General features: G+C 40.3%; 19 protein-coding genes, 1 tRNA gene and 1 pseudogene. 10 read left to right on the forward strand and 11 right to left on the reverse strand.

What is annotated here, in order from left to right:
* Positions 1-3: 3 nt before the first annotated feature.
* Positions 4-327, reverse strand: coding sequence for a YhbY family RNA-binding protein (locus AVJ20_RS01495; protein ID WP_078191340.1), 324 nt, complete (start codon positions 325-327; stop codon positions 4-6).
* 195 nt (positions 328-522) lie between these two features.
* On the opposite strand from AVJ20_RS01495, the gene rlmE reads away from it, so the two are divergent.
* From rlmE to AVJ20_RS01515, 4 genes are all read left to right on the forward strand, one after another.
* A complete protein-coding gene (gene rlmE, locus AVJ20_RS01500; protein ID WP_078192159.1) occupies positions 523-1,173 on the forward strand; it encodes a 23S rRNA (uridine(2552)-2'-O)-methyltransferase RlmE in 651 nt (216 codons plus the stop codon).
* A gap of 136 nt (positions 1,174-1,309) precedes the next feature.
* The gene (gene ftsH, locus AVJ20_RS01505; protein WP_078191443.1) at positions 1,310-3,208 is read left to right on the forward strand and encodes an ATP-dependent zinc metalloprotease FtsH; all 1,899 of its coding nucleotides are present in this window, start codon (positions 1,310-1,312) and stop codon (positions 3,206-3,208) included.
* Positions 3,209-3,319: 111 nt separating this feature from the next.
* On the forward strand, positions 3,320-4,174 hold the full coding sequence (folP, locus tag AVJ20_RS01510) for a dihydropteroate synthase (protein WP_078192158.1): 855 nt from the start codon (positions 3,320-3,322) through the stop codon (positions 4,172-4,174).
* An 87-nt stretch (positions 4,175-4,261) separates the two neighbouring features.
* The gene (locus AVJ20_RS01515; protein WP_078191338.1) at positions 4,262-4,576 is read left to right on the forward strand and encodes a DUF5713 family protein; all 315 of its coding nucleotides are present in this window, start codon (positions 4,262-4,264) and stop codon (positions 4,574-4,576) included.
* Between the two features lie 60 nt (positions 4,577-4,636).
* Here AVJ20_RS01515 and AVJ20_RS01520 read toward each other — a convergent pair whose 3' ends face one another.
* The 3 genes from AVJ20_RS01520 to AVJ20_RS01530 form a co-directional block, all read right to left on the reverse strand.
* Positions 4,637-5,305, reverse strand: coding sequence for a hypothetical protein (locus tag AVJ20_RS01520; RefSeq protein ID WP_111883892.1), 669 nt, complete (start codon positions 5,303-5,305; stop codon positions 4,637-4,639).
* An 88-nt stretch (positions 5,306-5,393) separates the two neighbouring features.
* Positions 5,394-5,479: transfer RNA gene (locus AVJ20_RS01525), tRNA-Leu, on the reverse strand.
* Between the two features lie 169 nt (positions 5,480-5,648).
* Complete coding sequence (locus AVJ20_RS01530; protein WP_111883893.1) at positions 5,649-6,383, reverse strand: hypothetical protein; 735 nt, start codon at positions 6,381-6,383, stop codon at positions 5,649-5,651.
* A gap of 196 nt (positions 6,384-6,579) precedes the next feature.
* Here AVJ20_RS01530 and AVJ20_RS01535 point away from each other — a divergent pair, with 196 nt between their 5' ends.
* The gene (locus AVJ20_RS01535) at positions 6,580-7,086 is read left to right on the forward strand and encodes a hypothetical protein (protein WP_111883894.1); all 507 of its coding nucleotides are present in this window, start codon (positions 6,580-6,582) and stop codon (positions 7,084-7,086) included.
* A 107-nt stretch (positions 7,087-7,193) separates the two neighbouring features.
* Here the strand turns inward: AVJ20_RS01535 and AVJ20_RS01540 are convergent.
* The 4 genes and pseudogenes from AVJ20_RS01540 to AVJ20_RS01555 form a co-directional block, all read right to left on the reverse strand.
* A pseudogene (locus AVJ20_RS01540) lies at positions 7,194-8,536 on the reverse strand (CitMHS family transporter).
* Positions 8,537-8,801: 265 nt separating this feature from the next.
* Positions 8,802-9,080 carry a hypothetical protein gene (locus tag AVJ20_RS01545; protein ID WP_078191333.1) on the reverse strand — a complete coding sequence of 93 codons (279 nt, stop codon included), beginning with the start codon at positions 9,078-9,080 and terminating at the stop codon, positions 8,802-8,804.
* A gap of 54 nt (positions 9,081-9,134) precedes the next feature.
* Positions 9,135-10,463: a hemolysin family protein gene (locus AVJ20_RS01550; RefSeq protein ID WP_078192153.1), complete on the reverse strand. Its 1,329-nt coding sequence runs from the start codon at positions 10,461-10,463 to the stop codon at positions 9,135-9,137.
* Positions 10,464-10,592: 129 nt separating this feature from the next.
* Positions 10,593-11,585, reverse strand: a complete 993-nt coding sequence (locus tag AVJ20_RS01555; RefSeq protein WP_078191331.1) for a LysR family transcriptional regulator — start codon at positions 11,583-11,585, stop codon at positions 10,593-10,595.
* A gap of 684 nt (positions 11,586-12,269) precedes the next feature.
* On the opposite strand from AVJ20_RS01555, the gene AVJ20_RS01560 reads away from it, so the two are divergent.
* Complete coding sequence (locus AVJ20_RS01560) at positions 12,270-13,874, forward strand: isocitrate lyase (protein ID WP_078192152.1); 1,605 nt, start codon at positions 12,270-12,272, stop codon at positions 13,872-13,874.
* Between the two features lie 139 nt (positions 13,875-14,013).
* Here the strand turns inward: AVJ20_RS01560 and AVJ20_RS01565 are convergent, their stop codons facing one another.
* Positions 14,014-14,388 (reverse strand): diacylglycerol kinase, encoded by a 375-nt coding sequence (locus tag AVJ20_RS01565; protein ID WP_078192151.1) that lies wholly within the window; start codon positions 14,386-14,388, stop codon positions 14,014-14,016.
* A gap of 261 nt (positions 14,389-14,649) precedes the next feature.
* Here AVJ20_RS01565 and AVJ20_RS01570 point away from each other — a divergent pair, with 261 nt between their 5' ends.
* Positions 14,650-15,741, forward strand: coding sequence for an MBL fold metallo-hydrolase (locus AVJ20_RS01570; RefSeq protein ID WP_162689710.1), 1,092 nt, complete (start codon positions 14,650-14,652; stop codon positions 15,739-15,741).
* 56 nt (positions 15,742-15,797) lie between these two features.
* On the opposite strand, the gene AVJ20_RS01575 is transcribed toward AVJ20_RS01570, so the two are convergent.
* On the reverse strand, positions 15,798-16,985 hold the full coding sequence (locus AVJ20_RS01575; RefSeq protein ID WP_111883895.1) for a glycerophosphodiester phosphodiesterase family protein: 1,188 nt from the start codon (positions 16,983-16,985) through the stop codon (positions 15,798-15,800).
* A gap of 277 nt (positions 16,986-17,262) precedes the next feature.
* Here AVJ20_RS01575 and AVJ20_RS01580 point away from each other — a divergent pair, with 277 nt between their 5' ends.
* The 3 genes from AVJ20_RS01580 (at position 17,263) to AVJ20_RS01590 (ending at position 22,614) form a co-directional block, all read left to right on the forward strand.
* Positions 17,263-20,373, forward strand: a complete 3,111-nt coding sequence (locus tag AVJ20_RS01580; RefSeq protein WP_111883896.1) for a multidrug efflux RND transporter permease subunit — start codon at positions 17,263-17,265, stop codon at positions 20,371-20,373.
* Between the two features lie 229 nt (positions 20,374-20,602).
* On the forward strand, positions 20,603-21,943 hold the full coding sequence (gene mgtE, locus AVJ20_RS01585; RefSeq protein WP_111883897.1) for a magnesium transporter: 1,341 nt from the start codon (positions 20,603-20,605) through the stop codon (positions 21,941-21,943).
* A gap of 80 nt (positions 21,944-22,023) precedes the next feature.
* Entirely contained in the window at positions 22,024-22,614 is a 591-nt protein-coding gene (locus tag AVJ20_RS01590; protein ID WP_111883898.1) for a DUF4112 domain-containing protein, read from the forward strand.
* Positions 22,615-22,774: 160 nt separating this feature from the next.
* On the opposite strand, the gene htpX is transcribed toward AVJ20_RS01590, so the two are convergent.
* The gene (gene htpX, locus AVJ20_RS01595) at positions 22,775-23,680 is read right to left on the reverse strand and encodes a protease HtpX (protein WP_067763362.1); all 906 of its coding nucleotides are present in this window, start codon (positions 23,678-23,680) and stop codon (positions 22,775-22,777) included.
* Positions 23,681-23,742: the final 62 nt, after the last annotated feature.

Consider the following 23,742-nt stretch of genomic DNA (forward strand, 5'->3'; position numbering starts at 1 on the left):
TGCTTAGTTAGACAGGTGTGCGTAGCGAACAAGGTTAGACAGTTTTGCATTTTGTTTTGCCGCTTTGCGGTAAATCAAAGCAATCTTACCAATCGTTTGAACAACTTCAGAACCTGAAACAGTCGCAATTTCAGTAATCATTGCAGCACGAGCTTCACGGTCTTCTGCCACAACTTTCACTTTAATTAACTCATGGTCGTTTAACGCACGGTTTAATTCTTCAACAACGCTTTCTGATAAGCCTTTGTCCGCAACCATTACAACTGGGTTTAGGGTGTGACCAATTTGACGTAAGCGTTTACGTTCTTGAATAGATAAAGCCGCCATAAATATAACCTAATTTTAAAAACGACCTAGTATAGCAAAATCAAAGTTGAAGCGCTGTATTTAATCGGCATTTTCTCGATGAAGATTATTGAAAAAAACATGATTTAAGATGCTTTTTAGATACACATGTCTACTGCAAAAGTGCTGAATTTCACGTACAATCAAGACTGAGAAGTTTTTTTTATTTAGAGAGTTATGGCTACCCGCATTACTAACCAGAAATTATCCAAAAGTAGTCGTGACTGGATGCGCGAGCATCTTGATGACCCCTTTGTGAAAAAAGCACAAAAGGAAGGATATCGTGCGCGTGCCGCTTATAAATTGCTTGAAATTCAAGAAAAATACAAATTGATCAAGCCAGGCATGACCGTTGTCGACTTAGGTGCTGCACCAGGTAGTTGGTCGCAAATTGCCGGAAAACTTGTTGGCGACAAAGGTTTGGTAATTGCTTCTGATATTTTACCCATGGATGCTTTACCCGATGTGACCTTCTTGCAAGGTGACTTTCGTGAACAAGAAGTGTTCGATGAATTGTTAAAAATTTTAGATGGACGTACTGTAGACGTTGTAATTTCAGATATGGCCCCCAATACATCAGGTAATAAGGCTGTAGATCAACCGCGTCAGATCTATCTTTGTGAATTAGCAATCGACTTTGCTCAAAAGGTTCTTGGACCAAATGGACAATTTGTTGTTAAAGTGTTCCAAGGTGTTGGATTTGATGAATACCGTAAGCAAGTTGTAGACACATTTGATGTGCTGAAAACAGCAAAACCGGCGGCTTCACGTGCTCGATCTAAAGAAGTGTTTTTAATCGGGCAGGGACGTAAGAAAGCTTTCAAGTAAAGTTTACTTGCCAACTCGTTAAAAATTGTGCATTTTGTACGTTTTTAAATTATTGCGAAGCTACTCTGCAGCGTAAGTATTAGAGTCACCCATATAAATGGGATTGAACGAATTAGATAGAAATGGGAATAAAGCTTTGAGCGATCTTTTTAAGAATGCCGTGTTGTGGCTGGTTATCCTAGGCGTGCTGGTTTTAATCTTCAGCAACGTCAGTGACCGCAATCAACCGACCGCGATGAACTATTCTGAGTTCGTGGCAGCCGTAAATGCGGGTCAGATTAAACAAGTCACCATTGATGGCGAAAGAATTCGTGGCGAAAAATCAAACGGTTCTGAGTTTGAAAGTATCCGTCCTGCGGTTCAAGATCCTGAACTTATGCCGAACCTGATCAAGAACAATGTTGTTGTTGAAGGTACAGCGCCACAGCGTCAAAGTATTTTGATGCAACTTCTGATTGCAAGTTTCCCTGTTCTTTTAATCATTCTGTTATTCATGTTCTTTATGCGCAACATGGGTGGTGGAGCTGGTGGTAAGAATGGCCCAATGAGTTTTGGTAAGTCAAAAGCAAAAATGCTGTCTGAAGACCAAATCAAAGTGACATTTACTGATGTTGCGGGCTGTGATGAAGCTAAACAAGAAGTTGTTGAAATCGTTGACTTCCTAAAAGATCCATCTAAGTTCAAACGACTTGGTGCAAGCATTCCGAAAGGCGTGCTCATGGTTGGTCCTCCGGGTACGGGTAAAACTTTACTTGCTAAAGCGATTGCGGGTGAAGCGAAAGTACCGTTCTTTAGTATTTCGGGTTCTGACTTTGTTGAAATGTTCGTGGGTGTGGGTGCGTCTCGTGTCCGTGATATGTTTGAACAAGCGAAGCGTCATGCACCATGTATCATTTTCATCGATGAGATCGATGCCGTTGGTCGTCACCGTGGTTCAGGTACAGGTGGTGGTAATGATGAGCGTGAGCAAACATTAAACCAAATGTTGGTTGAAATGGATGGTTTTGAAGGCAACGAAGGTATTATCGTCATTGCTGCAACAAACCGTGCTGACGTATTGGATAAAGCTTTACTTCGTCCAGGTCGTTTTGACCGTCAAGTGATGGTATCTCTACCAGACATTAAAGGCCGTGAACAAATCCTGAATGTACATTTGAAAAAATTACCTTCTGTGACTGGTGTAGACGTGAAAGTTTTGGCACGTGGTACACCGGGCTTCTCGGGTGCTCAGTTGGCTAACCTTGTAAACGAAGCGGCACTGTTTGCTGCACGTCGTAACAAGAATACGGTCGATATGCATGACTTTGAAGATGCAAAAGATAAGCTTTACATGGGTCCTGAACGTAAATCGATGGTGATTCGCGAAGAAGAACGTCGTGCGACGGCTTATCATGAAGCAGGTCATGCAATTGTTGCTGAAATATTGCCGGGTACAGACCCTGTGCATAAAGTGACAATTATGCCGCGTGGTTGGGCACTGGGTGTGACTTGGCAGTTGCCTGAACATGACCAAACCAGCCATTACAAAGACAAAATGTTGAATGAACTTTCAATTTTGTTTGGTGGTCGTATTGCAGAAGAAGTCTTCATTAACCAAATGTCGACTGGTGCTTCAAATGACTTTGAACGTGCAACGAAAATGGCACGAGCAATGGTTACTAAATACGGTATGTCCGATAAAATGGGCGTCATGGTTTACGAAGATGATTCACAGCAGTCATTCATGGGTGGTTTAGGAAGTCGTGTGATTTCTGAAGCAACGCAGCTTGAAGTTGACCGTGAAGTTCGCCGCATTTTAGATGAACAATATAAAGTTGCACGCGATATTCTTGAAAATAACAAAGATATCGCACATGCCATGGTGAAAGCATTGCTTGAATGGGAAACCATTGATCGTGATCAAATCCGTGACATTATGGAAGGTCGTGAACCTCAACCACCAAAAGTGTACATCGCTGAGAATCCAGTGATTGATGTCACACCAACGGATGGTCCAGATGTTCCACCACCATTACCGTCATTGCCAAAAGCATAAAATTTTAAAACCACCTTCGGGTGGTTTTTTATATGAAAATAAATGCATGTGAGCGCAATGCTGAGCAAACTTAGCGTTAAAATAAGCGCAGCAAAATCTGGGATGTGTAATATGAAGTTGGTGTCTTTGCCTAATAAAATTTTAAACTGTGGTAATTTGCAATTAGATTTGTCAGAGCCACATGTGATGGGGATTTTAAATGTCACACCGGACTCTTTTAGTGATGGTGGCAAACATAATGGTAAAGACCAAGCTATAGCACATGCCTTACAAATGATAGTGGATGGCGCGACAGTGATTGATGTCGGTGGTGAGTCAACACGTCCGGGTGCATCTGTTGTTGAGGTTGAAGAAGAAATTCGACGGGTCGTACCCGTCGTTGAAGCATTATCCAAACACAATGTGGTGATTTCTATCGATACCTCGCAACCTGAGGTGATTGAGGCAGCGGTTCAAGCAGGTGCGCATATCTGGAATGATGTACGTGCATTAACTCGGCCGAATGCCTTAGAAACCGCTGCAAAACTGGATATTCCAGTGATCATTATGCATATGCGTGGAGAACCCACCACGATGAATAATCTAGATCAGTATCAAGATGTCGTTGCTGACGTCATCGATGAATTAAAGCAACGTGTGCAAGATGCATTGGACGCAGGCGTCCGTGCAGAAAATATTATGATTGATCCGGGTTTTGGTTTTGCTAAAAATGCGCAGCAAAACTTAAAGCTTTTACAGCAATTCTATCAATTGAATAACATGGGCTATCCGATCCTGTCTGCATTATCACGTAAGCGTTTTATCGGTGAAGCACTTGGCGGTGCAGATGCACAAAATCGCGCTGTAGGCTCGGTTGCAGCGCATTTACTCAGCATTCAACAAGGTGCATGTATGGTTCGCGCACATGATGTCAAAGCGACGGTAAATGCGATTCGTGTTTGGCAAGCCATGCAGAATGCAGTGTGATTTGAAAATACTGAATCCCAATAAATTTGGTGAATTGTAGTATTTGTGTTATATAAGCGCCCTGAATGTTTTGTGATAGAGTTTCGTATGTTTGCAGATTTACTGCTACCCATGTTTGATGATGAATATTACCCAGATGTGTTGGTTGCAGAGGTGAAGTTATTGGTTGTTCAATTTGCGAAGAAAATCGCAAAAGCAGATTTAAGTTCAACTGATATCTACCATTTTGCCAATGAAACGGTTGCACAGCTCAATAAGATGAAACCTCAATTTGAAGATTTAGATTCGTCTTTGGATGATACGGCTGCAGATTATATTGCAGAAGCCATGATGATGGTGCTGCAAGACGAAGGCCATATGGATATTGAAATGGAAGAGTTAGTTGCTAACCGAGAATGGTAATTGAACTTTAAAAAAAGCCCTGTAGTGACAGGGCTTTTTTGTGTCTAGGGATTTAAAAAATTATTTAGCTTTGTCTATAAAATCTTTAAACGATGATTTGATCGATGCTGATAGTTTCTGTTCTTCTTGCATGGCTTGTAAGTGTAGGGCGTAGAAATACGTTTGATGCTCTTTTTGTTTTAAGGATTGTTGATAAGACCAAAATGCCAGTTGGCGAAGCTTTTGTAGTTTTACTCGTTCAATGGCACTGCTATCACGTTTATAAAACAATTCAGTAAATACACATAAAAAAAGACTGAAAAAAAGTCCACAGAGACTGATGAGGTTTAATACATCTGTTTGTAGATATTTAAAGTTAGTAGCGAGGATAAGTGTGAATCCCCCAAGGAGATACAGCTGTATTTGCAGACGTTGAACTGCAAACTTACTGCTAAAACGTGCTTGATAATGTGCATACCAAACATAGCAATAGATCAAAGGAAGAATAATCAATACACCAAGATTGAACGCCATTTTGGGGGCGTGAATTGAAAGTGCCGTTGAAAGTATATGCCCAAGTGCGGCGCTGCCAAGTGAGATAAAAAGTATCAGGCAAAAGCTAAAGATTAAAACGGGTGCAGTGGGCGTTAGACTGATAATTTTGAAATGCGCAAACAGCAGCCGTTGATAAAAGGCATCGGGATGCTTGAGTTGTAGTGTAGGGAGATCAAAATCTGAAGATATTGGCATTGAATAATAATAGATTTATAAATTTTAGGCATAAAAAAACCAGCAAATTGCTAGATCTTTTATTGCACCAATCTTAAAAGTATAAGAATGGTGCCCGAGGCCAGACTCGAACTGGCACGCTTTGTGGGCGGGGGATTTTAAATCCCCTGTGTCTACCGATTTCACCACTCGGGCATGTGCGCAATAATAGAGGACGAAATGGACCTTGGCAAGTGTATTTGATGGTGTTTGTTTTAAAATCAATCAATTCATGCATATAAGTTGAAAATATTCAAAAATATTGATGTATTGAATGACTTTTTGAGCAGTAATTGAAAGTTTTTTGCACTATATCAATGCTAACTTATTTCATTAGCTCATCAAGATAATGTTCAACATTTTGGTGCTTTAGCTTTTTACACAGCTGATTTTCCTGGTGCAGCATTTGTATGTGTAAATTTTGGAAATGGGTAAAGCGCTCAGATAACTGTTTATGTTTTACTTGATTTGGATTACTGAGTGTCAAACGTAATTTTGCTTTAAGCATTTGTTTATACGACCAATAAGCAATACGACGTGTCTCTTGTAGAAAATAGTATTCTTGCGTGTTACTTCCATCTTTGAATAGATTTTCTTTATAAAAACGCACAAAGCCGAAACTCATGGCGAAAAAGAACAATACAGATTGAACGAAGGTACTTTGTAAAAAGGCGATATTGAGTAACTGTAATAAAATCACGATCGCAAGTCTGAACGGCGTATTCTTCAAACTTTGATACAGTGACATCGAACTGTGTTTGATTTGCTTGATAACTAAAGGCACAACCAGCATGAAAAACAGCATAATACTTAATACAGCAATACCATGAGCTCGAAACTCACTCATTTCTGGAAAATACAGTTGCACTGCATGACCAATACTCATGCTCAAAGAAATAAAAATCATCGCCGCCAAAACCCAAGGAATGAGTTCTTTGAGTTCGTCTAAAATGCCTTGAGTTTTCAGTTGGCTATAAAATAAATAATTATGTTTAAAGGCTGCTGGATATTGCTGTTTCAGTTGTTGAAGGTAAAGCGCAGCCTGTTTCTTTTGAGCCATATTGTGACGTTAATATTAAAGCGTGAAAGTAATATAGTTGATTTCGATATTTTTGACAGAATTTTTTTTCTAAATCATGTTGTATATCTGAACATTATAAGAGAAAACGCAATTTCTATAGCGAAGGTCGCAGTTTTCATGCTGCTTTTATGCGAAAATACATACTTATTGAATATTAAGTTTTTATAGGCAGTTTATGACTGATCATTCTCCTGAAACATTAAGCGATATCGAAATTCTAGACATTCTTCAGTCGATGAAATCAGATGTTTTAAATACTGAAGCAAATGAAGTGATTCGTAGTGGGGGGAAAGCTGGTCGTCAAGAGGCTCATAAACAAGCTTTGGTGAAATTAAATCAAGCATTTGAATATAAATTTGTTGAAGCTGTGACTTTGGCTTTAGGCTTAAATGAAGGCCAAAGTAAAAAAATTCGCTATAAGAAAGACCGTATCCGTATTTTGAAAGTTCGTGGTATCGATTATTTAGCGATTGATGGTGCTGAAACTGCACAAGTATTGTCACAAGTTGCACAAGCAATTGTACGTGAAGACGCAACGGTGACTCATGACCTGCATAATATTTTCCCATTTTGGAAAGAAGGATGGCCAATGGTGCAATTCGACAATGTCTATAAAATTTTAGAAGATGACATTCGTATTCATTATGAAGCAGTTCTAGAAGCATTAATTTCAAAGCATTAATTTCAAAGCATTAATCGCTACAAATGAACCTGTGAGTGTAAAGCACTGGCTAGTTCTATTGTTAAGCATAAAAAAGCACCTGATGGTGCTTTTTTATCTTTAAAATTTTAAGTTAAGCTCGAATAAAACGGAAGAAACATCCCAAAGATCAGGCCTGCTGCTAACATGACAAAACACGTGATTACAGCCCAGATAATGGTAAATTTCTGATGTTGTCCAAACTCGATACCTACAAGTCCACAGAGTAAATAGGTCGAAGGAACAAGCGGAGAGAGTAGGTGTACAGGTTGCCCTACGATGGAGGCACGTGCCATTTCTACAGGTGCAATTCCATAATGAGCGGCAGCATCGGAAAGAATCGGCAAAACCCCAAAATAGAAAGCATCATTCGACATAAAGAAAGTCATCGGCATACTGATGACAGCGGTGATCGGTGCTAAATAGGGGCCCATACTTTCAGGGATAATTGCCACAAGTTGTTTGGACATGGCTTCTACCATGCCTGTTCCAGCTAAAATTCCGGTAAAAATACCTGCAGCAAAAATGATGCCGACCACGTTTAAAGCACTACCTGCATGATGTGCGATTAACTTTTTCTGCAAGTCGACATTTTTGTAGTTGACGACTAGTGCAATACACAAAGCCACCATGAATAAAATAGGCATAGGTAAAATACTAAAAACCAGACAAATCATCAGAACGACAGTTAACAGTGCATTAAACCAACGTAGATCTGCGCGGTTGGCTTCTGGATTATCTGAGATTTGAATGTTTTCACCATGGCTGATATCCAATTGGACAATTCCTAGACGCTTTCTTTCCATTCGACCATACATGGTTCCCAAAAAGTACAACCAGCCGATGGCAAATAACATCGGTAAAACCATCGGAACAAATACATCACTTGGGTCGACATGAAGCGCGCTGGCGGCGCGGGCAGTAGGCCCACCCCAAGGTGTAAGATTCATAATTCCACTAGAGAGCATAATCAAACATGCCATAATCAATGGGCTCATACCTAAGCGCTTATAGAGTGGCAGCATGGCCGCAACACAGATCATATAGGTTGTAAACCATCTCCATCCAAAGAGACAATTAACGTCAGGGTAATGGTTCCAAGGACAACTTTTAAGGGATCACCTTTGACCATTTTTAAAATAAATTTCACCGAAGGGTCGAACAAACCTGTATCAATCATGATGGCAAAATACAGAATCGCAAAAAGCAACATGATGCCGGTCGGTGCAAGTTTTTTTACACCTTCAATCATCATATTGCCAATTTCATTTATTTGTATGTGTGACAAGCTGTCAAAATAAAAACCAAGTAACCACGCAATCAAGGCAAAAAGTAGGGGAGTTAAAGTCAGTGCGACAAGTGGGCTTAAGCGTTTCGACATGATCAAATACATAAAACACAAGATCATGCCCAAACCGAGTACGGTTAACATGGTTCATTCCTTTGAAATATAAAGCTGTTTTTAAATCCAAGGGCAGAGCATAAAGAGAAATTTCATCAGTCAAAACAAAGGTGAGAAAATGTGAAATACATCACTATTTTGATGAAAAATAGTCATTAATAATGAAGGTATTAGGGAAGCGGGATTTTTTGATTTATTTTAATTTTTATTCAAAAAAGTGGTCTGTTTACATATATTCAATATCTGTAGAGAACTGTAAGTGCGTTTAGATCCAGTTTGATCACAATAAGTGCGCTTAAGCAAAAATAGACAGTAGCGTCCGAATCGGCCAACTAAAAAATCGGAACCAAAAAATTAAGGGATTATAAAAGAACAGACCAAAACGCATGGTTTCGTCATATTGTTGTCGACCGCGTTCATAAGGATAAGGCGTTAAAAACCAAGCAGTGACGATCAGTGCAACACCGAGCAATAGAAATAAAGGTTGTGGATGAGCTTTGAAAAAATAATAGATCAGATAAGCCCCAGTATAAAAACTAAAGCAAGTCAAAATCGCTTTAAGTGAAAAAGACATCTTCGTATTCCATCGTATTTATATTTTATTGTTTTAGAAAAAAGAAGAATCGAATTAATCTGATTCTTCTGGTGTATCAAGTTCAGTTTCAGCCTGTTGTAAGCGGGTCACTAACAATTGGTCAATTTTAAAGTGGTCTACATCCACAACTTCAAATTTGTAGCCATGATAAGTAACAAAGTCAGCTGGACGTGGAATTTTACGCAGTTTAAACATCATAAAACCCGCAAGGGTTTCATAGTTTTCTTCATCGGGCATTTCATCTAAAGCGAGTGCATGTTTTAGATCTTCGATTGGTGTACTGCCATCGATAAGCCAAGAATCCGCATCACGTTTAATAATTTGTTGTTCTGCTTCAATCGGTGTTACCCAGTCGCCCATCACGGTAATCATAATGTCGGAGAGGGTAATAACGCCGACAACCAACGCGTATTCGTTAATTACTACGGCAAATTTTTCTTTGGTTGAACGAAAGCGATCGAGTAACTCGGACAGTGTTAAGGTATCTGGAATCGTGAGAACATTACGAATAGTATTTTCGTTGAGTTGTAAAAGTGACTGATTGTTGAGGATTCGCACCAAAATATCTTTGGCATCCACATAGCCAATCACGTCATCAATATTTTCACTACAGACCAAAAACTTCGAATATGGGAATTCAGCGAGTTTTTGACGAATACTGGCTTCAGATTCTTTGAGGGTAAAGTACACCACGTTTTCACGTGTGGTCATACTTGAAGGGACGTTACGTTCTTCCAGCTCAAATACGTTTTCAATAAAGTGGTGTTCTTGCTTTTGAAGTACACCAGCTTGAGCACCGGCATCCATCACGGCTGAAATGTCGTCAAAGGTAATATTGTCATCACGTGTTGTATTCACTTTGAATAAACGAAACAACAAATTGGCAATGGCATTAATCACCCACGCCATTGGCTTACACACCTTAATAAAGATTTGAATCGGGTCAACAACAGCAACGGCAATTTTTTCAGGTGCGATCATCGCCAAACGTTTTGGCATCAAATCAGCAAATAGAATGAATAAGGATGTGACTAAAGTAAACGACAGGGTGAAACCGATAGTTTCAGTCCACGGGCCCTGATAAAAACGAGTGACTAAGCTAATGAAATAAGGACGAAATGCACCTTCACCCAAAATACCGCCAAGAATTGCCACGGCATTTAAGCCAATTTGTGATGCGGCGAAAAAGTCTGCTGAGTTGGCTTGTAAGTCAAGCACACGTTGTGCACGTGAATCTCCAGATTCAGCCAAAATTTTAAGTTTTACTTTTCGTGCACCCGCAAGGGCAATTTCTGTTAATGAAAGAAAACCCGCACCGACGATCAGGAGAATAATAATGACAATATTTTGGAAAAGGCTCACGAATACACCTGTTTGTGATTCATTCTATTTTTCTGTATTTCTAACACAAAAATGGGCAAGGTAGTAGTCTTAACTACTACCTATATAGTGACAGTATACGTTTGAATTAATAAGGAATTAAAGAATTAATTACTGATACTGTGAAAACTGAGAGTTATTCATTAAGTATTCGCGGTTTTCTTCTTCAATCATTTGACGTGCAACATACAAGATAAGTTGACGTAACCAGCGATGAGCAGGGTGATGATGAAGTAATGGACACCAAGCCATTTTTAATTCAAATTCAGGAATATAGAATGGTGGATCGCGAAGTAACAGGTTTTGACTTTTGGCTTGAAGGCGAGCGATACGGCTTGGCAGAGTCGCAACCAAATCAACATTCGAGGCCAATAAGCCAGGCATTTGATAATGACGAGTAAAAACTGAAATTTTACGTTTTTGGCCAATACGTTCTAGAGCCTGATCAATCCAACCTAGACCCGCTTGTTTTTCAGGATTGACACCAAAACCGACACCCATACCTGTTTTAGATACCCAAATGTGTTGTGCATCTAGATAGCTTTTCAGGTTTAAATTATTTGCAGCAGGGTGCTTGGCATTTAAAAGGCATGAAAAACTGTCACGCCAGACCAAAACTTGGTGGAAACTTTGCGGAATTTCATTAAAGCGGTTAATCGCCAAGTCGACTTTACCTTGTTCCATATCTCGATAAGACACATCACTAGGCGTTAAAAAATCGAGAACCACATTGGGTGCTTCTGAGCGCAAAGCTTTTACTAGGCGCGGCACCAGTGTTGCTTCAGCATAATCTGAAGTCATGATGCGGAAGACACGATTTGAGGTATAAGGGCGGAACTCGGTACGGGGTTCCAAAATCATCGAAAGGTCAGAAAGTGCATCACGGATACGTGGCTGTAATTCAAGCGCACGCTCTGTAGGTGTCATACCTTCTGAAGAACGAATAAGAAGTGGATCATTAAATAAGTTGCGTAGACGACGTAAAATATTACTCATCGCGGGCTGAGTTACACCCAGTTGCTCGGCAGCACGAGTCACATTTTTTTCACGAAGAAGTACATCAAGATAAATTAATAGATTGAGATCGACCCGCTCCAGATTCATAAAATAAATACCGACAATAAAATCATGAAATTTATCTGATTATGCCATAACTACTAAGGCTTGTGTAAAAAATGGATGAAAAAATGACGTGTACTTTTGTACTAAAATTCAGCAGTTTTAAGACAAATTTGCTGAAGTCGTAGCACATACTTCTTAAATACTTATTACCTGTTTAGACCGATATTTTCAAAGTGAATGAAATAAAAATACGGAGCAATTTTGTTTATGTGATGCGATGTTCATAAAACAAAAAAATTAGATGAAATATCTCATTTGCATGATCATTTGAAGACAGAATAACCAAGTATTTAGCTCGGTAAATTTGGGCAAAAATGGCGTAAAAAATGCTGTTTTTTTTAAAAGTGAATGCTCAGTCGACTTAAGTCTAATGAAGAATAATTCATCAAAATGTTTGAAAAACAGACAAAAAAATTAGAAAAATATATTAATAAAAGTATTTAAATACAAATACTTATAAATATTGGTTAATTATTATAATACGACTTTAATCTACATATTTTTTAAATAAATACTGAAAATTAATGCAGAATATTGGATTAATTTTTTTAGTCAATCTACTCTGTGTCTATCGCAACGAAGTGTTCTAAATCTGAACAATCATTCGAGGGTATGATTTTAGCCTTACGTTGCAGAAAAATCCTAATATTATTACAGGAACATATCATGTCTACATACTTAACAGCGATTGATGCAATCCGTGAATTAAAAGCAAAATTCGGAAGCACTTGGCGCGATATTAGCCCAGAAGATGCTGCACGTATGCAAATGCAAAACCGTTTCAAAACTGGTTTAGACATTGCGAAATATACAGCTGCAATTATGCGTCGTGATATGGCTGCTTATGATGCTGATTCTAGCAAATACACTCAATCATTAGGTTGCTGGCACGGTTTTATCGCACAACAAAAAATGATTGCGAACAAAAAATACTTCGGTACAACTGAACGTCGTTATATCTACCTTTCTGGTTGGATGGTTGCAGCTCTTCGTTCAGAATTCGGTCCACTTCCTGACCAATCTATGCACGAAAAAACTTCAGTTCCTGCATTGATCGAAGAAATCTACACTTTCCTTCGCCAAGCTGATGCGAAAGAATTAAACGACTTATTCCGTGCGCTTAAAAAAGCAAACGAAGCAGGTGATACTGCTAAAGCTGCAGAAATCACTGCTCAAATCGACAACTTCCAAACTCACGTTGTGCCAATTATTGCGGACATCGACGCTGGTTTCGGTAACGAAGAAGCGACTTACTTACTAGCTAAGAAAATGATCGAAGCGGGTGCTTGTGCACTACAAATCGAAAACCAAGTATCTGACGCTAAACAATGTGGTCACCAAGCTGGTAAAGTTACAGTTCCACACGAAGACTTCATCGCGAAAATCCACGCTCTTCGCTATGCATTCTTAGAAATGGGTCTTGATGACGGTATCATCGTTGCTCGTACTGACTCTGAAGGCGCTGACTTGACTCAAAAAATCCCAGTGGTTAAAGAGCCAGGCGACATCGCTTCTCAATACATCAGCTACTTAGACACAACTGAAATTGACATTTCAGAAGCTCAAGAAGACGAAATCCTAATCAAACGTAACGGTAAACTTCACCGTCCAAAACGTCTTGCTTCTGGCTTGTACCAGTTCCGTCCAGACACGCAAATCGACCGCGTTGTACTTGACTGTGTATCTAGCCTTCAAAATGGTGCTGACCTTCTTTGGATCGAAACTGCGACTCCAAACGTTGAAGAAATTGCTCACATGGTTAACCGTGTACGTGAAGTTGTTCCAAATGCGAAACTTGTTTATAACAACTCTCCATCATTCAACTGGACTTTAAACTTCCGTCAACAAGCGTACGATCGTTGGGTTGCTGAAGGTAAAGACGTATCTGCATACGACCGCGCTAAATTAATGAGCGCTGAGTACGATAACTCTGAATTAGCTGCTGAAGCTGACGAAAAAGTTCGTACATTCCAAGCAGATGCTTCTCGTGAAGCGGGTGTATTCCATCACTTGATCACACTTCCGACTTACCACACTGCAGCACTTTCTACGCATGAACTTGCTCAAGGTTACTTCGGTTCTGAAGGTATGTTGGCTTATGTTGCTGGCGTACAACGTAAAGAAATCCGTGGCGGTATCGCTTGTGTGAAACACCAAGCAATGGCGGGTTCTGACATCGGTGACGACCACAAAGAAATCTTCGCTGGTGACAACGCGCTTAAAGCGGGTGACGATGCGAAAAACACAATGAACCAATTCGCTGCTCACTAAGCATTGAACTGATTCGAAAAAAAACCCAGCGAAAGCTGGGTTTTTTATGGCTTTAAAATCTTCTTAAATCCATTTCTTGAAGTGTGTCGATATAAAAAAGCAGGGCATAACTCTGCAAATATAATGAGACCCCCTTTATTTAAGGCAAAAGGATAATTAACCAAGTAAAAAAAATAATTGCTAAAGCGACAAATTGAGCTGCACTTCCCATATCTTTGGCAATTTTAGAAAGTGGATGCTTGTCTAAAGATACCCGGTCGACCACGGCTTCAATAGCAGAATTGAATAACTCAACAATTAAGGCAAATAAACACACCACTACCATAAGGACATGTTCAACACGACTCACATCGAGTAAGCAACTGGTGGGAATAAGCACAATATTCATCCAGACAATTTGTCGAAATGCAGCTTCATTTTGATAAGCAGCTTTGAATCCGTCGAGGGAATATTGTGTTGCATTAAAAATTCGTTTAAGTCCAGATTTACCTTTAAACGGGGAAATTTCACTCATAGTACTGTACAGACGTATAGATTTAAAAACTGGCGAAAATATAGCATGCCAAGCTTAAAGTTTTCTTGCATTCAGCTTTTATTTTATTAGGCCTAAAAGTTTAGGATGATTTACATGTGCCTGTATCAAGTTAGTGCTATGTTTATCCAGTATGAGACTTAAAATTTGCCTGAATTTCAGGCACAATACAGACGTTTAAAATTTTTAATTTTGAAGCCTTTGCTTCATTGCATGAAATAATAAAAGTGATATAGGTCAACAATGAAAAACTTTAGTTTTGCTGTGCTTGCAGCAACACTTTTAACCAGCCAGTTTGTCAGTGCAGAGCCGGCATTTATTCAAACGGAAATCAAAACGAATGTGACTCAGCCCGTGGGATTTTATTCTTTCCAAGTGGGTGCGTATAAAGTCATTGCTTTAAAAGATGGGACACTCGAATTAAGTCCTGATTTGTTTAAACAAAACTTAACTCCAGAAGAAGTCAGTGCCTTATTTCAAAAGCTTGCGGTTGATCAGAGCAAAGGCATACAAACCAGTGTCAATGCCTACCTGATTGATGATGGACAAGGCGGCATCAGTCTTGTCGATAGTGGTGCAGCTAGTTGTTTTGGTCCGAACTTAGGTTCTATTGCACAAAACATTGAAGCAGCTGGCTATAAGCTTAATCGTGTACGCAGTGTATTCTTAACCCATTTACATCCAGATCATGCATGTGGCATTGCGAAACAAGGCAAAGCCGTGTTTCCAAATGCAACGGTTTACGTCAATGAACAAGAAAGTCAGTATTGGTTAAGTGAAAACACCGTTGACACTTTAGCTGCCGAAAAACGTGACGGTTATTTAGCAACTGTTGCAAAAATTAAAGCTGCGATTGCGCCTTATCAGACCATGCGGAGTTTTAAGACTTTTAGCGTTGGTTCTGTGATTAATGGATTAGAAGTACTACCGAGTGTTGGGCATACACCAGGGCATTATTCTTTTATCTTAAAGTCGCAAGCTAAAAGTTTTGCTATCCTCGGGGATGTGGTTCATTCGTATCATTTACAGTTTGAACAACCCAAGTTATCTGTTGATTTTGATGTCGATCCGGTCAAAGCCAGTGAAACTCGTTTAGCAATTTTTAAACGTTTTGCTCAAGAGCAAACCTTCGTTGCATTTGCACATTTACCATTTCCGGGTATTGGTAAAATTAGTGAAATGAATGATGGTCAGTTCCGTTGGAACCCGCTAAATTTAGCTCCGACAGCTCCGACAGCTCCGACAGCTCCGACAGCTCCGACAGCTCCGACAGCTCCAGCACCTCAGCCAGTGGCAACGCAGTCAGCCGCAGAATATTTGGCAAACCCGCTTTAAGGTTTCCATTGAACAATAAAAAAGACGCCTCGGCGTCTTTTTTCATTTTAGAAAAATTAGGGTTTTTGCAGTTGCGTTAAGGTTTTGCGCGCCAGTCCCGGATCATCTGCAAATACACCATCTACACCAGCTTTATAGAAGTTTTCAAATTCTTTAGCCGCACCGGTATCACAACGTTCGGTTGCCACTGAGCTACATTTTAAATAGTCAGGTAAAAAACCATTTTCAGGTCTGAGCGTATAAGGATGAACTTTCAAACCAGCAGCATGGGCATCTTTGACAAAATTGGTTTGTTTAAATTCAGTGTTTGAAAAAATATAGGTTTTACTTGGACCTACACCATCTGCATATTTTGCCACTGATTTTAGGCCTTCTGCAGTGGCTAAACTTGCATAATTTTGAGGTGAGCTTTGTTGCTGTAAGTCACCCGGTATGGCAGTTGGGCTATCTAATAATTGAATAATTTTGCCATGTTTGAGGGTTTTCTTTTGCGTGAGTTGATCACGTAAGTATTTAAGATTGGTGGTTTCAAAGGACTGTAAATATACAGGCGCGATATCACGTGTATAACTGTATTTAGCAAGCGTGGAGAGTAAACGATCTTCCATGGCTAGATTTTGCTGTTGGAAAAATGTTGGGTGCTTGGTTTCAATATATAAACCAACAATTTTCCCAGTTTTTTTATAGTGAGCATCGGCAAGTTCAATGATTTGTTCGAGCGTTGGGATGCTGTATTGATCATTATATTGAGTGTTATTAGGGCGATATTGAGCAATACGCTCACGTGCTTTTACATTTTGAGTCAGTTCATTCAAATTAAAGTCTTCCGTAAACCATCCTGTATGGTCGATACCATCGATTTTTTTGGTGGTTTTTCGATCCGCAAATTGTGACAGCGTACTAATATTGGTAGTCCCTGAAATTTCACTTTCATGGCGCGCAACCAGATAGCCATCCTTGGTTGGCACTAAATCGGGTTCGATAAAATCCGCACCATCATCAATCGCTTTTTGATATGCGGCAAGAGTATGCTCAGGTCGCAAAGCACTGGCACCACGATGCCCAACAATGACAAAACCTGTATCAGGCAAAATAGGGGGCTTGGTGACATGGGTTTTATCGTCATCCGAATTACATGCAGATAAACCAAAAACGCTAAAAAGGAGCAGTGAAGACACGCCCCATGAGGATTTCACTTTGCTAGTTATGGCTAGATTTAACTGTTTTGTTAATTGTTTTTGCATGGCTGCCTCTGCATCTTTTTATATAAATGAATGATGTTGCAGGCATACATTGCAGGGCAGTGGCTAAGGCTTCATGACAGAGGCGGTTTTGTCACATAAATTTACTAAAATAGCTGAAGTGGAGGCTCTCCATATTTTCTACATATTTCGCTTCAAGCAAGGTTTTTATGTAGTCTAGGCTTGTAATCAAGCTCATTGTGATTGATTATCAATAAGATTTTTTGAAAAAATTCAATCTATATTTTTTATTTCTTCAATTGAAAAGTGACATGGACTGATGCTGTCTAAGTTTTTTATTTATCGACCGATTTTTGCAGGTGTCTTGGCGATCATCGTCATGGCGCTCGGGCTATTTGCTGTGCTCAATTTACCGGTAGAGCGCTATCCAGATATTGCACCACCACGAATTACGGTCAGTGCAAGTTATAGCGGTGCGTCAGCAGAAACAGTCGAGGAAAGTGTCACACAAGTTCTTGAGCAACAAATTAAAGGAATTGATCATCTTTTATATTTTAGTTCAAGCAGCGACTCTTCAGGTCGAAGCCGGATCAGCATCAGTTTTGAAAATGGCACTGACCCAGATACCGCTCAAGTACAAGTACAAAATGCCATAAATGGAGTAATCAATCGGCTGCCTGAAGATGTGCAGCGCCAAGGGGTAAATGTCTATAAATCTTTGGGTGATACCCATATGGTTATCGGCCTCTATGATGAGACTGGCAAGAGTTCGAATATCGAACTTGGTGACTATATGATGACTCATCTAGAACAGGACATTGCTCGAATTGAGGGTATTGGTGAAGTCGATGTTTTTGGTTCGCAATTTGCCATGCGCATTTGGCTCAACCCACTGAAGTTAAAGCAATATAGCCTTATGCCCAGTGATATCCGTGCGGCTGTTGAATCACAAAATACGCAGGTTGCAGCCGGAGCCGTAGGTGAATTGCCCAGTGTTTCGGATCAATATTTCAATGCAAAAGTCACTTCAGGTTCACGTTTAAAGTCAGTTGAAGAATTTGAAAATATTATTGTCAAATCTGCACGAGACGGCAGTTTTGTCTATTTAAAAGACGTTGCACGTGTTGAATTGGGTGCGGAAAATTATTCAGGGGTCAATACCATTAACGGGTATCCATCTTCAGGGATGGGGATCTCATTGGCTTCTGGGGCGAATGCACTTGAAACCTCAGCCTTAATTAAGCAAGAAATTGAACAGTTAGCGAAGCAATTACCAGCCGGTTATAAAATTGTTTATCCACGGGATAACACGCCATTTGTACAAGAATCGATTAAAGAAGTGGTGAAAACATTATTCGAAGCCGTTTTATTGGTGGTTTTGGTGATGTTTATCTTCTTACAAAATTGGCGAGCAACGCTGATTCCTGCGATTACGGTGCCTGTGGTGATTCTTGGGACTTTAGCGATTTTATATACTTTGGGCATGACCATTAATACGCTCACATTGTTTGCATTGGTACTGGCCATCGGTCTGTTGGTCGATGATGCGATTGTTGTGGTGGAAAACGTTGAACGTTTAATGCATGAACAACAGTTAACAGCAAAACAAGCGGCCATCGAGTCGATGCATGAAATTAGCGGGGCATTAATCGGAATTACTTTGGTATTAACCGCTGTATTTATTCCCATGGCGTTCTTTGGTGGCTCAACGGGCGTGATCTATAGACAATTTTCCATCACACTTGTGGCTGCAATGGGCTTGTCACTGATGGTTGCGCTGATTTTAACCCCTGCATTATGTGCCTTAATTTTAAAACCCAATCCGAAACCGCAGCGCTGGGCGATTTGGTTTAACGCCAAATTAGAGACTTTAAAAACCAAATATCTAGCACTTGCACAAGCCACGGTTCGTTATCGCTTATGGACGGTGGTTTTGTTTGCGGGGCTCATTACGGTATTTGCTTTGTTTTATCGTGCTTTGCCGACCAGTTTTATTCCTAGTGAAGACCAAGGTATTTTGAGTGTGCAACTTAAATTACAAGAAGGTGCACCGATGTCGAAAAGTCGTGAGGTCGGTGAACAAATTCGGCAGTACTTTTTAACTGAAGAAAAGCAAAATGTTGATTTGGTGATGATTCGTTATGGACGAAATTTTTCTGGTACGGGTCAAAACTTAGGGCAAGGTTTTATTGCACTGAAGCATTGGGATGAACGTTCAGGACAACACAATTCAGCGCAAGCGATTCGTGAACGTGCTATGAAACATTTTAAAAAATTTAACAATGCACAAATCAATGTCAGCATGCCGTCCTCTGTCAGTGGCCTTGGGCAAACCGATGGTCTGGAATTTTGGCTGCGAGATATGAATGGTGAAGGCCGTGCTTATCTCGATGCGCAATTTAAAAGCTTGCAAGAAAAATCTTCACAATTCAGCAGTTTCGAAAATTTAGACAAACGCTCTAACCCAGACAAAGCTGAACTAAAAGTGGATATTGATCAAAAACAAGCAATGGCCTTGGGGTTAACTCAAAATGCGATTAATAGCACCATGAGTAGCGCATGGGGCGGTAGCTATATCAACGATTTTATCGACCGTGGGCGCATTAAACGCGTCATGATGCAGGCAGATGCCGAATTCCGTTCTAAACCAGAAGATTTAGCTTATTGGCATGTACGTAATGACCAAAATGAAATGATTCCATTTAGTAATTTTTCAACCATTGGTTGGAGTGGTGGTCCAGAAGTTGTTAATCGTTTCATGGGCTATACCGCATTACAAATGGAAGCGGATACAGCCAAAAATGTCTCAAGTGGACAAGCCATGCAGGATGTTAAAGCTTTAGTTGACCAAGTGCCGGGTGTGGACGTGGCATGGAGTGGGTTATCCTTTGAAGAGCAAAAATCAAGTCATCAAGCGATTTGGCTATATTTGGTCTCGATAGGATTTATTTTCCTTTGTCTTGCCGCCCTATATGAAAGTTGGAGTATTCCAACTGCAGTCATGAGTGCGATTCCACTTGGGATAGGTGGTAATATTTTGTTTAGCTACATGGTCGGTTTTCCAAATGACATCTATTTCCAAATTGCTCTACTGACAACAATTGGTTTGTCCTGTAAAAACGCGATCTTGATTGTAGAGTTTGCAGCGATGGCACAAGAAAAAGGCAAACATGTAATCGAAGCTGCAATGGAAGGCGCAGCACTTCGTTTACGTCCTATTTTGATGACCTCTTTGGCTTTTGGTGCGGGAGTGGTTCCTTTAGTTCTTGCTTTTGGTGCAGGTGCAGCCAGTCGCCAAGAGATTGGGGTGAGCGTACTCGGTGGGGTAATATTCGGTACGGTTTTGGTGCTGATCTTTATTCCGTTTATGTATGTATTGATAAGGACTCTATTTAAGCCCAAGTCTGTTAAAAGAAACATAAGTGATTAAATTGTTTAGGTTTCGTTGTAAAGGTTGAGAAATGTAACAGTTTTTCGTAGTATTGCTGCGCGTATAAGCGGTTTGATGAGGATTAAATCCCTAAATGGACAGGCACAGTTGTCAGATACACCAAATTTCAAACATATATATTTACCAACATTATTATGTGGGTTCATTCGGCAAATAAAATAAGAGCCGTTGCGGCCCTATTACATAGGTTGGGTAATAGGGGGCGAGCATGAGCTACAACAACTTTTTATATCTTTTAAATGATGCATTAAGCAATCAAGATATTGCATTGGCATTAGACTCTGTTAAAACGTTTAAAGCCGCAGATTTGGCTGATATTTTGGCACAATTACCTTTAGAGAATAGTCAAAAGCTGCTACTGCATCTTCCTGCACGCGCCTATGTATTTTCATATCTCAAACCCGAAGAACAAGTAAAATTTGCACGCGGTTTAACGCGAACAGACTTGGCTGAAATTATGGGCGAAATGCCTTCGGACAAGCGTGTCGATTTATTTAAATGTTTAGATCACGAGCAGCAAAATACTTTATTGCCTGCATTGGCACAGGCCGAGCGTGAAGATATTCGGCAGCTCTCTTCTTATGTAGAAGGTACGGCAGGGGCCATCATGAGCTCCGAATATGCCACCCTAAAACCGAATATGTCGGTAAAAGATGCCATTAAAATGTTGCGTTATGAGGCGCCCGATTCGGAAACCATTTATTTGGCCTATGTACTTGATGAAGCAAGAAAGCTGCTGGGTGTTTTATCGCTCAAACAATTAATACTTGCCGAAGAACAAAGCAATATTAGTGATTTAATGGCGACCGATATTATTTTTGCATATTTTGACAGCGATCAGAATGAAGTAGCCAAAACCATTGCTCGTTATGACTTACTGGCATTACCCATTATAGATCATGCCGGTGTGATGGTGGGTATTGTGACATATGATGATGCAATGGATGTGGCCAGTGAAGAGGCAACAGAAGATTTTTTAAAATCTGGTGCTGTCGATGCATCATCTAAATTGAGTCTTAAATCTGCCCCGATATTGCAACTCTATCAAAAACGGGTGTATTGGCTGGTATTTCTTGTTTTTGGCAGTTTGTTATCCGGGATTGGCATTGCACATTTTGAAGACATTATTGCCGCAAATATTGTATTGGTTTTCTTTTTGCCCTTATTGGTCGGCAGTGGTGGAAATGCCGGCTCTCAATCTGCAACGCTGATGGTGCGTGCATTGGCAACGGGCGATGTACATTTTAGGGACTGGTTTTACTTGCTGGGACGTGAAAGTTTGGTTGCCCTGTGTCTGGGCGGAACCATGGCCATTGCTGTATCTATTTTAGGCTACTACCGTGGTGATGCAACCGTGGCCTTGGTCTTGGCACTGAGTATGATGGGTATCGTATTGCTCGGTTGTTTAATTGGCATGAGTTTGCCTTTCATACTCAATAAGTTAAAGTTCGATCCTGCAAGTGCTTCTGCACCCTTGGTAACCTCGATTTGTGATGCGACAGGCGTGGTGGTGTATTTGATGATTGCTTCACAATTGCTCAATTTATAGAGATTAGCATTTTGCTACAGATTGAAGACTTCTAATATGTTTTAATCTCAGTGATTTACACGGTTTTTATTGGATAAAACATGACTGAACCATTAAAACAAAAAATGTCAAAGCAAGAAGTCATTCGTCTTGAACGCGATCTCGCAAAGTTTGCCAATATGATGGACTCCGTGGTTCGGATTCCATTTACTCGACAAGGGGTAGGTGCGGACGCAGCGTTGAGTACCATTCCCGTAGCTGGTGATATCGCAGGATTTGTCTTGACCTGTTATGCCGTCTATAAAGCCAAACAGATTGGCGTACCACAAGCCAAATTAAATGGTGTGATGAAACTCGCAGTTATAGATGCTGTCGTGGGGTTTATTCCTGTTGCAGGGACGATCTTTGATGTGTTTATTCGACCGAGCCGTAAAGCTTTAGATGTTGTACATACGCACATTCGTGAAGAATATCAAATCAGTACAGATCAACATGTGGTACATCCGTTTTTACATGAAAAATTAGAACAGAAACAACAGCAATCTGCTTTTTGGCGCAACCCTGTGGTTGCATGGATATGGATCCATATCCCAGATATACTCGGAATGATTTTCTTATTAGTCTTTATCTTTGCAATTTATATGGGTGGTTCATTGCTTTGGCAATGGTTAAAGGCCAATGGAGTATTGTAGATAGAAATGCCTTGTTGCTTGAACGCGATCACTGAGAGGCTATTCAATTGAAAGATCGTTCAACTGAAAGATTATTGATAAGACAGTAAATGTTCGGAAAAAATTAGACTTAAAAAAGCTCCATAGGGAGGCTTTTTTACCACATACATTAGATGCTCGATTATGGGCAATCTAATTGTTGTAATGCCGCAACACGTTGTTCAATCGTTGGGTGTGTTTGGAACAAAGCAGCTAAACTGAAACCTTGTTCTTGACCCGCAGAAATTGCAAAGGCTTTCATTTCTTTTGGCATTTGATCTGGCATTTCAGATTCTGCTTGTAAACGTAACAGGGCAGAAATCATCGCTTGTTTACCTGCTAAACGCGCACCAGCTTCATCGGCACGGTATTCACGGTAGCGAGAGAACCACATCACAATGGCAGACGCTGCGATACCAAAAACAATATCTAATACAATCGTAATGACAAAATATGCGATACCCGGTGCTTCACCTTCTTCACGACCAAAAACATTACGGTCAATGAAATCACCTGCTACACGCGCAAAGAACATCACAAAGGCGTTGACTACACCTTGCACCAATGCAAGGGTTACCATATCACCATTGGCTACGTGACCAATTTCGTGAGCGAGTACGGCACGGAGCTCGTCTTTGTTCATACGCTCAAGTAGACCGGTAGAAACCGCCACTAAAGCATCATTTTTGTTCCAGCCTGTTGCAAAGGCATTTGACTGGTACGATGGGAAAATACCCACTTCTGGCATTTTGATACCAGAACGTTGTGCCAGTTGCGCAACTTCGTTAAGTAACCATGCTTCAGCTTGGTTACGTGGTGCATTAGGGTCAATCAGCTCTGTACCCGTGGTTTTCTTCGCCATCCATTTTGACATGAATAGTGAGATCATTGAACCCACCATACCGAACACAAAACAGATTACGAGCAAGTTGCCTAAGTTTAAGCCGCCTGCACCGTGGTAACTACCGACACCGAAGAGTGACAAGATTATGCCAGCTACAACCAGTACCGCGAGGTTGGTTAGCAAGAACAAACCAATCCGCATCATTGGGTAAATCCTCTTATTATAGAAAAATGATCTGATTTACAAATAAAAATCATTAAACTCAA

The sequence above is a fragment of the Acinetobacter sp. CFCC 11171 genome (assembly GCF_003268405.1).
Lineage (GTDB): Bacteria > Pseudomonadota > Gammaproteobacteria > Pseudomonadales > Moraxellaceae > Acinetobacter > Acinetobacter amyesii.

Coding starts and splice junctions, on each gene's coding strand:
- AVJ20_RS01580 (WP_111883896.1), top strand. CDS start 17,263: ATGCTGTCTAAGTTTTTTATTTATCGACCGATTTTTGCAGGTGTCTTG.
- AVJ20_RS01555 (WP_078191331.1), bottom strand. CDS start 11,585: ATGAATCTGGAGCGGGTCGATCTCAATCTATTAATTTATCTTGATGTA.
- AVJ20_RS01570 (WP_162689710.1), top strand. CDS start 14,650: ATGAAAAACTTTAGTTTTGCTGTGCTTGCAGCAACACTTTTAACCAGC.
- AVJ20_RS01495 (WP_078191340.1), bottom strand. CDS start 327: ATGGCGGCTTTATCTATTCAAGAACGTAAACGCTTACGTCAAATTGGT.
- AVJ20_RS01545 (WP_078191333.1), bottom strand. CDS start 9,080: ATGTCTTTTTCACTTAAAGCGATTTTGACTTGCTTTAGTTTTTATACT.
- AVJ20_RS01590 (WP_111883898.1), top strand. CDS start 22,024: ATGACTGAACCATTAAAACAAAAAATGTCAAAGCAAGAAGTCATTCGT.
- AVJ20_RS01515 (WP_078191338.1), top strand. CDS start 4,262: ATGTTTGCAGATTTACTGCTACCCATGTTTGATGATGAATATTACCCA.
- AVJ20_RS01530 (WP_111883893.1), bottom strand. CDS start 6,383: ATGGCTCAAAAGAAACAGGCTGCGCTTTACCTTCAACAACTGAAACAG.
- mgtE (WP_111883897.1), top strand. CDS start 20,603: ATGAGCTACAACAACTTTTTATATCTTTTAAATGATGCATTAAGCAAT.
- AVJ20_RS01575 (WP_111883895.1), bottom strand. CDS start 16,985: ATGCAAAAACAATTAACAAAACAGTTAAATCTAGCCATAACTAGCAAA.
- AVJ20_RS01520 (WP_111883892.1), bottom strand. CDS start 5,305: ATGCCAATATCTTCAGATTTTGATCTCCCTACACTACAACTCAAGCAT.
- htpX (WP_067763362.1), bottom strand. CDS start 23,680: ATGATGCGGATTGGTTTGTTCTTGCTAACCAACCTCGCGGTACTGGTT.
- AVJ20_RS01535 (WP_111883894.1), top strand. CDS start 6,580: ATGACTGATCATTCTCCTGAAACATTAAGCGATATCGAAATTCTAGAC.
- rlmE (WP_078192159.1), top strand. CDS start 523: ATGGCTACCCGCATTACTAACCAGAAATTATCCAAAAGTAGTCGTGAC.
- AVJ20_RS01565 (WP_078192151.1), bottom strand. CDS start 14,388: ATGAGTGAAATTTCCCCGTTTAAAGGTAAATCTGGACTTAAACGAATT.
- AVJ20_RS01560 (WP_078192152.1), top strand. CDS start 12,270: ATGTCTACATACTTAACAGCGATTGATGCAATCCGTGAATTAAAAGCA.
- folP (WP_078192158.1), top strand. CDS start 3,320: ATGAAGTTGGTGTCTTTGCCTAATAAAATTTTAAACTGTGGTAATTTG.